Below are 8109 nucleotides of genomic sequence, written 5' to 3' on the forward strand. Positions count from 1 at the left end.
GGCGCTGGCCGATCTGGCCGATGCCCGCACGCAGTTGGGCGGTGACAAGCTGTCGCAAAAGCTGAGCGCGGCCCTGCGGGCGGTCGAACACGCCCGCACGCGGGCAGGGCAGGCGGGCATCGATGGCGACCACCCCGTCAGCAAGAGCCTGTCCGATGCCGTTGAAGCCATTGACCGGACGATGGTGGAGGCGATGGAGGCGATTGCGGCTGTGGATGCCGCCGCCGATGCGTTCGATTTCGAGCCGGGGGCCTTGGACAAGACCGAAGAGCGTCTGTTCGCCCTGCGCGCCACGGCCCGCAAGCTGCACACCACGGTCGATGCCCTTCCGTCGCTGCGGATCAGGCTGCGCGAGCAACTGCGCCTGATCGAGAACAGCGAAGAAGCCCTGACCAATGCCCGCCGCGAGGCTGCCCTGGCCGCGCAGGCCTATGATGCGGCGGCCAAGGTCCTGTCCGATGCCCGCGCCGATGCGGCGGAGCGTCTGAAGGTGGCGGTCCTGTCCGAGCTTGGCCCGCTGAAACTGGAACGCGCCCAGTTCCGCGTGGCGCTGGAACCGATCGAGGGGCGTCGCGGGCCCGAAGGCGTGGAGAATGTCCGCTTCCAGGTGGCCACCAACGTAGGCACCGATTTCGGCCCGCTGGACAGCGTGGCCTCCGGCGGGGAGCTGGCACGTTTCGCCTTGGCCATGAAGGCGGCGCTGGCCAGTCGTGACGACATCATCCAGCCGGTCATGATCTTCGATGAGGTGGACCAGGGCGTCGGTGGCGCGGTGGCCGAGGCGGTCGGTGGCCGTCTGAAACGTCTGGCCAATGGGGCGCAGGTTTTGGTCGTGACCCACAGCCCGCAGGTCGCGGCGTGCGGCCATACACATTGGAAGATCCGCAAGTCAGACAGGGATGGCATGACCACCTCTACGGTCGAGGCGCTCAGCGATGATGACCGTCTGGAAGAAATCGCCCGCATGCTGTCGGGTGCACAGGTGACGGACGAGGCCCGTGGCGCCGCCCGCCGCTTGATCGGTTGATGTAAGGATAAAGAGCGTTCGGTGGACCTTGGTTTGCCTTTACGCGGCCCCAGTCAGGTCCTATCTGCCGCACTATGCCACTTCACATGATCAAATTGGCCGTCGGCGTTCCTGATGTCGAATGGTTGGAAAAGCGCGCCGCCAAAGGTGGCCCGATGATCGTGCACACCCGCATGAGCCCCAAGCGCGCGCCCGAGATGGAAGACGGCGGCTCTTTGTATTGGGTGGTTAAAGGCTCCATTCTCGCGCGCCAGCCGATCATGGACATCAGCACCATCGGCGAGGGAAAGGCCAGCCGATGCGAGATCACGCTGGAACCCAAGGTGATCCGCGTGTCGCCGACGGTACGCCGTGCCTTTCAGGGGTGGCGCTATCTTGAGCCTAAGGATGCGCCGGTTGATCTGGATGTGATCGACACAGGCGAAACACCGCCTGAACTGGCCGCCATGTTAAGGGAATTGGGAGCCTGGTAGCCACAACTGTGGCTTGCATGTACAGCTCGCTTCCCCAGTACGGACGGCACCATTGCCGTCCTTCTTTTATTTGACCCCTGTCCTTCCGGAACACCGCCTTGTTCAGTCCCGCCCACAAGCAAACCCTGAAAGACCTCATGGTCCTCGCCTGGCCTGTGGTGCTGGCTCGTGTGGGGATCATGACGATGGGTCTGACCGACGCCATCGTTGTGGGGCACCATTCCTCGACGGAACTGGCCTATCACTCGCTTGCATGGGCCCCGACGTCTATCGTCCTGACCACGGCTGTGGGCCTGATGATGGGCGTGCAGGTGATGACCGCCCGCATGCGGGGCGAGGGACGTCATGACGAGGTCGGCGCCGTCCTGCGTCGCGGTCTGGTCTATTCGCTGCAACTGGGTCTGGTGGCTTTGGTGCTGCTGGCGCTGGCCGGTCCCTTGCTGTTGCCGCATCTCGGTTTCGAGGACGGCCTGGGCGAGGGGGCGTCGCTGCCGCTGGTCGTCTTTGCGCTGTCGATGCCGTTTTACCTGATCTCGGTCGCTGCGCAGTTCTTCCTTGAAGGTCTGGGCAAGCCCAAGCCGGGCATGTGGGCGATGTGGATCGCCAATATCGTCAATATCGCCCTGAATATCGTGCTGGTGCCGGACATGCTGGGCCTGGGTGTGCACGGTGCAGCGGCATCGGCATGGGCCACCTTTGGGGCGCGTGCGGCGCTGGTGGTCTTTCTGGTGGTTTATATTCTGCGCATGCCGGAAGCCAAGTCGTGGGGCCTGTTTCAAAAGCCCAAACGCGACCGCGTGACCGAGCGTGAGCAGGTCAAGGTCGGCCTGGGCGCAGGGGCATCCAACTTCATCGAAGTGGGGGCTTTTGCCGCCATGACGATTGCCGCCGGTATGATCGGTGCAAACGAAACGGCAGGCTGGGCCATCGTCATCAACACCTCGGCTATCGTCTTCATGCTGCCGATGGGTCTGTCGTCGGCGACGGCTGTTCTGGTCGGCAAGGCCTATGGGGCGGGCGACCACGAGGGCGTGAAGCGGGCCGGATGGATCGGCATGGGCGTTGTGGCGGCGCTGGCCACTGTCGTGGGCCTGTTTATCTGGCCGACGGCCCATCTGATTACAGGGGCCTATACGAATGACATGGCTGTGCTGGCGATTGCCGCTCCGGCTCTGGCACTGGCGACCTTCTTCTTTGTGGCCGACGCCATTCAGGTTGTGGCCGCCCATGCCAACCGTTCGGCTGGCGATGTGCTGATGCCGACGGTCATGCACTTTGTATCCTATGGCGTGGTGATGATTCCGCTGGGCTTCTTCCTGGCCCCGACGATGGGCGTGAACGGTCTGGTCACAGCGGTTATTGTCGCCAGCCTCATCTCGGGTGTGCTGCTGGGTGTGCGTTTCCACATCATTTCCAAGCGCGCTGCCCTTACTTCACACCAAGCGACAGGGTGACGTGACGCGAAAGCGTCTCTATATCCCAAGCCTTACTCTAGTTTAGTGGACGAACATGGCCCGTATCCTCATCACCTCGGCGCTGCCCTACATCAATGGCATCAAGCACCTTGGGAATCTGGCCGGGTCGATGTTGCCCGCCGATGTCTGGGCGCGTTTCAAGCGCGCACAGGGCGATGATGTCCTGTTCATCTGCGCCACCGACGAACACGGCACCCCGGCAGAACTGGCCGCCGCCGCCGCCGGTCAGGACGTGCAGACCTATTGCGACGAACAACACCTGATCCAGAAAAAGGCCGGTGAGGCTTTCGGTCTGAGCTTTGACTGGTTCGGTCGTTCGTCCAGCCCCCAGAACCGTGCCCTGACCCAGCATTTCTGCGCCGCCCTGGAAAAGAACGGCCTGATCGAAGAGCGCGTCGATCGCATGATCTATTCGATCGACGATGGCCGCTTCCTGCCGGACCGCTATGTCGAGGGCACCTGTCCGCACTGCGCCTATGAAAAGGCGCGTGGTGACCAGTGTGACAACTGTGGCCGCCTGCTGGACCCGACCGACCTGATCAATCCGTATTCGTCGGTTTCGGGTAGCCGCAATCTCGAGGTGCGCGACACCCGCCACCTGTACCTGCTGCAAACCAAGGTCGAGCCGCAGATCCGCGATTGGGTCAACAGCAAGACCGACTGGCAGCCGCTGGCCAAGTCCATTGCCAACAAACACCTCGATGAAGGTCTGATCGACCGTGGCATCACCCGCGACCTGTCGTGGGGCGTTCCGGTGGTCGGCCCCGATGGCGGCCCGCGTCCGGGTATGGAAGGCAAGGTCTTCTATGTCTGGTTCGATGCGCCCATCGAATACATCGCCGCGACGCAGGAATGGGCCGAGGCCAACGGCAGGACGTGGAAGGACTGGTGGCGTCTGGACGAAGGCGCCGAGGACGTCCGCTATGTCCAGTTCATGGGCAAGGACAATGTCGCCTTCCACACCGTCAGCTTCCCCGCCACCATTCTGGGATCGGGCGAGCCGTGGAAGACGGTGGACCAGCTTAAAGCCTTCAACTGGCTGAACTGGTACGGCGGTAAATTCTCCACCTCGATGAAGCGCGGCGTCTTTATGGATCAGGCGCTGGAACTGCTGCCTGCGGACTACTGGCGCTGGCGTCTGACGGCCTATGGGCCGGAGCATGCCGACTCGGCCTTTACGTGGGAAGATTTCCAGGCCGCGATCAACAAGGACCTGGCCGACGTGCTGGGCAATTTCGTGAACCGTATCGTCAAGTTCACGGAGTCCAAATTCGACGGCGTCGTGCCGGAAGGCGGCGTGGCCGGTGAAACCGAAGCCAAGCTGGAAGCCGATCTGCGTGCTGCCATTGCCGAGGCGACCGAGCATTTCGAGGCGATGGAGTTCCGCAAGGCTGCGGCCGCCGTCCGTTCGGCTTGGGTGCTGGGCAACGAGTATCTCCAGTTCGCCGCCCCGTGGACCGCACTGAAAACCGACCGCGATCAAGCGGCGGTCGGCGTGCGCACGGGCCTGAACCTTGTGGCTCTGTTTGCCCGTCTGGCGGCTCCGATCCTGACGGCTTCTGCCCCGAAGATCGCGGCCTCGGTGTCGTCAACGGATCTGAGCTGGCCGACGGCGGACGAGGACTTCCTCAACGCCCTGCCGGTCGGTCAAAAGGTTGAGGCCCAAGGCGTTCTGTTCAACAAGATCGACGATGCCATGATCGCGGAGTGGTCCGAACGCTTCGGCGGTGCCGAAGCCTGACATCATTGTCGGAGGGGGTAGGGATGCTGGAACTTAACCCGGTTGATGCCGAACGCGCCGAGAGCATCAAGGCGCGTTTGCAGCGCACAGGTCGGGCCCAGATCGAGAACGTCCTTACCTCCGCTTCGGCGGAACGCTTGCTGGAGCGCGCCACGGCTGCCCAATACAATGTGGTCACCCGCAAGAGCGACGGCCATATCGATATGCCATCGGCGTGGCTTGATATGCTCAATCCCGCCCAGAAACAGGGATTGGCGCAGGCGGTACAGAATGCGGCCACCAACCAGTTCCAATATCTGTACGACAACTACCCTTTCTATGATGCCGCGTCCGAGGGACAGGCGGATGCTTTCTGGCAGGGTGTGTCGGACTTTCTGAACGGCGAGACTTTTCTCGGCATGGCCCGCGCGGTCACCGGGGAGGAGAGGATCGCGCTGGCGGATGCGCAGCTGACCCGTTTCCGTCGCGGCCATTTCCTGACCGAGCACAGTGACGAGGCGGCGGGCAAGAACCGCTATTACGCCTATGTTCTGAACCTGACTCCAGCCTGGCGGATCGACTGGGGCGGCCTGCTGGCGTTCCACGGACAGGATGGAAATGTGGATGAGGCTTTTACCCCGCGTTTCAACACCTTGAACCTTCTCAGGGTGCCGCAACCCCATTCGGTCACGCAGGTGGCCCTTTCTGCTGGCGGCCACCGGATTTCCATCACCGGCTGGCTGCGCGGCAGGTAGACAGGAAAAAGCCCCCGCAGATCGCTCTGCGGGGGCTTTGTATTCGCGGGTATTACTGGCCCTGGATGACAGGGTATCCGGCATGATGCCAGGCCATGATGCCGCCTTCCAGGTTCACGACGGGCTGGCCGTCCCTGGCTGTGGGGCCAACGTATTCGCAGACGCGACCGCTGCGTCCACCGGACTTGCACTGGACGATGATGGTCTTGTCCTTGGGCAGGTCCAGCTCATCCCACGCCTGCGGCATCTGGCTGAGCGGGGCGAGGGTGGTGCCTTCGATACGGGCGGCGTCGTATTCGTCCTGCTCGCGCACGTCGATCATGACGGCCTTGCCGGAGGCCAGCAGTTCGCGGGCCTCCTCTACGGTGATGGCGTTTACGCTCATGTTGCGGGCTCCGGTTGAGGAGCAACACTAGCGCCATCAACCGGCGGGGTCACTGCGACAGGATCGGCGCTCTCACCGGCCTTCTTCAGGTGCTTTGCGACTTCCTCGTCACCGATGGCGAGGAAGGCCGGCACCTTGGCGTTGAAGTTGGCGACATTGCCGGTACGGACCACCACGTCACGCGCACCATCCCAGATCATGTGAAGGGCGACGTACAGCACGACGACCAGACCGATGTAACCGATCCAGCTGTACTTGTGCAGCAGCTTGGCGATGAAGGTTGCAGCCACACCCATCAGGGCGATCGACAGCACCAGACCGAAGACCATGACCCAGGGGTGTTCGTGGGCGGCACCGGCTACGGCCAGCACGTTGTCCAGCGACATGGCGACATCGGCGATGATGATCTGGACGAGGGCCGCGCCGAAGGTCTTGCGCTTCAGGCCCAGTTCTTCGGGGGAAGGGCCGGTTCCGTGCTCGATGCTCTGGGCCAGTTCCAGCTCGTGCTGGGCTTCGGCCTGGTCATTGGTGGCCTGTTCGCGCAGTTCGCGCCACATTTTCCAGCAAACCCAGAGCAGCAGGAAGCCGCCCGCCATAAGCAGGCCGATGATGGCCAGAAGCTGGATGGTGATGAGCGCGAAGCCGATGCGCAGCACGACGGCGATGGCCAGACCGGCCAGAATGGCTTTGCGGCGTTGGTCTTGCGGCAGGGCTGCCGCAGCGAGGCCCACGGCTACAGCATTGTCGCCTGCAAGCACGAGGTCCATCAGCACAACCTGGCCGAGGGCGACCATTTGGCTGACAAATTCAGGGGAAGAAAAGAAATCCATATTCCCTAACTAAACCCCGCCGGAGGCCGCGCCAAGTTGTCGCGGCGACTCCGGCGGAAACATTCATACAGCGGACAGGATCAGGCGTTGCGCTTCTGGGCGCGGGCACACTCATAAAGAGCAATCGCCGCTGCGTTGGAGACGTTCAGCGATTCAAAACCGCCCGGCATCGGAATCTTGGCGATGGCCTCGCAATGCTCGGTGACGAGGCGGCGCACGCCATCACCTTCCGAACCCATGACGATAACCGTCGGACGTTCATCCAAAGCCTGTTCCAGCGTCAGCTCCGCGGCACCGTCCATCGCAATGGCGCGCCAGCCATAGTCGTTCAGTTTCTCAAGCGCGCGGGACAGGTTGGTAACGCGCGCGTGCGGCAGGCGCTCGGTCGCGCCGACCGAAGCCTTGGCCAGTGCACCGGCAAGGGCGGGGGCGTGACGGTCCTGCACGATTATACCGCGCGCGCCGAAGGCGAGAGCCGAACGGAAGATGGCGCCGACGTTCTGGGGATCGGTCAGTTGGTCCAGCATGACCAGAACGCCCTCGGCAGGCTCGGCCAGATCTTCCAGCGCGACGCCTTCGAGGGGCTGACATTTAAAGGCGAAGCCCTGGTGAACCGCGCCAAGCGGCAAAATTCGATTCAATTGTTGGGAATCAACGACTTCGATTCTGTGCCCGTGGGCCAGATTCTGCGACTCGATTTCCTCGGCACGATCCGCCGTGACCATGAGTCGACCGGTCCCGCGACGCACAGGATTGGCCAAAGCGGCCAGAACCGGGTGACGCCCCCAAAGAAAATTGTCAGCATTTACAGCTGCTTTGGGCGATTTTTTACCCTCAGACTGTGCTTTGGGTGCCTGATACTGCGAGGATTTACCCCGAGAGGCACCCTTTTCGTCGCGTCTGTGGAAAGATTGTTTTTTCACGGCTTTTTGGTCGTTGCGTTCTGAAAAAGGGGACACTATAAAGCGGCCTCCGACGAGGCCACGGGCTTTCGGTGAAGGCGCTCTCCTAATACAGGCGTCGCCCGACAGCGAAGGCTTTTGTTGTTATCCGATTGATTTATCGGCTTGCAGCAAATCCAAGTCGGCACATTGCTAAAGCGCGCTGGGGGAATGTCCCGAGCGGCAAAGGGGGCGGACTGTAAATCCGCTGCGTAAGCTTCGCAGGTTCGAGTCCTGCTTCCCCCACCACGCGCTGGCAATGGCCGATCGATTGGACCGGAAACCCCAGAGGAAAATCGGGTGCGGATACGTCTCCTTTTCGAGGGTAGCGTGAACGCATTCTTCGTGCGGGTATAGCACAATGGTAGTGCAGCAGCCTTCCAAGCTGAATACGCGGGTTCGATTCCCGCTACCCGCTCCAGGTTTTATGAACTGAGCACAGCGCCCTTCCGCTATTGGACCCGGGCCACAGGAGTTTGGCCATGGCCAAGGAAAAGTTCGAA

At 62.2% G+C, this 8109-nt stretch carries 7 protein-coding genes, 2 tRNA genes and 1 pseudogene; 7 read left to right on the plus strand and 3 right to left on the minus strand.

The window, feature by feature from the left end; genetic code table 11:
• The 5 genes and pseudogenes from B3H86_RS01235 to B3H86_RS01255 form a co-directional block, all read left to right on the plus strand.
• A pseudogene (locus B3H86_RS01235) lies at positions 1-1027 on the plus strand (DNA repair protein RecN); the annotation flags it as partial.
• Between the two features lie 74 nt (positions 1028-1101).
• Positions 1102-1500 (plus strand): DUF1489 family protein, encoded by a 399-nt coding sequence (locus B3H86_RS01240; protein ID WP_292050747.1) that lies wholly within the window; start codon positions 1102-1104, stop codon positions 1498-1500.
• A 98-nt stretch (positions 1501-1598) separates the two neighbouring features.
• Entirely contained in the window at positions 1599-2954 is a 1356-nt protein-coding gene (locus B3H86_RS01245) for an MATE family efflux transporter (RefSeq protein WP_292050748.1), read from the plus strand.
• 55 nt (positions 2955-3009) lie between these two features.
• Positions 3010-4716, plus strand: coding sequence for a methionine--tRNA ligase (gene metG, locus B3H86_RS01250; RefSeq protein WP_292050749.1), 1707 nt, complete (start codon positions 3010-3012; stop codon positions 4714-4716).
• Between the two features lie 23 nt (positions 4717-4739).
• A complete protein-coding gene (locus B3H86_RS01255) occupies positions 4740-5450 on the plus strand; it encodes a 2OG-Fe(II) oxygenase (RefSeq protein WP_292050750.1) in 711 nt (236 codons plus the stop codon).
• Positions 5451-5502: 52 nt separating this feature from the next.
• Here the strand turns inward: B3H86_RS01255 and B3H86_RS01260 are convergent, their stop codons facing one another.
• From B3H86_RS01260 to rlmB, 3 genes are all read right to left on the minus strand, one after another.
• The gene (locus B3H86_RS01260; protein WP_292050751.1) at positions 5503-5835 is read right to left on the minus strand and encodes a rhodanese-like domain-containing protein; all 333 of its coding nucleotides are present in this window, start codon (positions 5833-5835) and stop codon (positions 5503-5505) included.
• Positions 5832-6665 (minus strand): TerC family protein, encoded by an 834-nt coding sequence (locus B3H86_RS01265; RefSeq protein ID WP_292050752.1) that lies wholly within the window; start codon positions 6663-6665, stop codon positions 5832-5834. Before B3H86_RS01265 ends, B3H86_RS01260 begins: the two co-directional genes overlap by 4 nt.
• An 80-nt stretch (positions 6666-6745) precedes the next feature.
• Positions 6746-7624, minus strand: a complete 879-nt coding sequence (gene rlmB, locus B3H86_RS01270) for a 23S rRNA (guanosine(2251)-2'-O)-methyltransferase RlmB (RefSeq protein WP_312821134.1) — start codon at positions 7622-7624, stop codon at positions 6746-6748.
• 147 nt (positions 7625-7771) lie between these two features.
• Between rlmB and B3H86_RS01275 the strand changes: the two genes are divergently transcribed.
• Positions 7772-7855 (plus strand) — tRNA-Tyr (locus B3H86_RS01275).
• Positions 7856-7953: 98 nt separating this feature from the next.
• Positions 7954-8027, plus strand: a tRNA-Gly gene (locus B3H86_RS01280).
• The last annotated feature ends 82 nt before the right edge of the window (positions 8028-8109 follow it).

The organism is Brevundimonas sp. UBA5866, from assembly GCF_002432125.1.
Lineage (GTDB): Bacteria > Pseudomonadota > Alphaproteobacteria > Caulobacterales > Caulobacteraceae > Brevundimonas.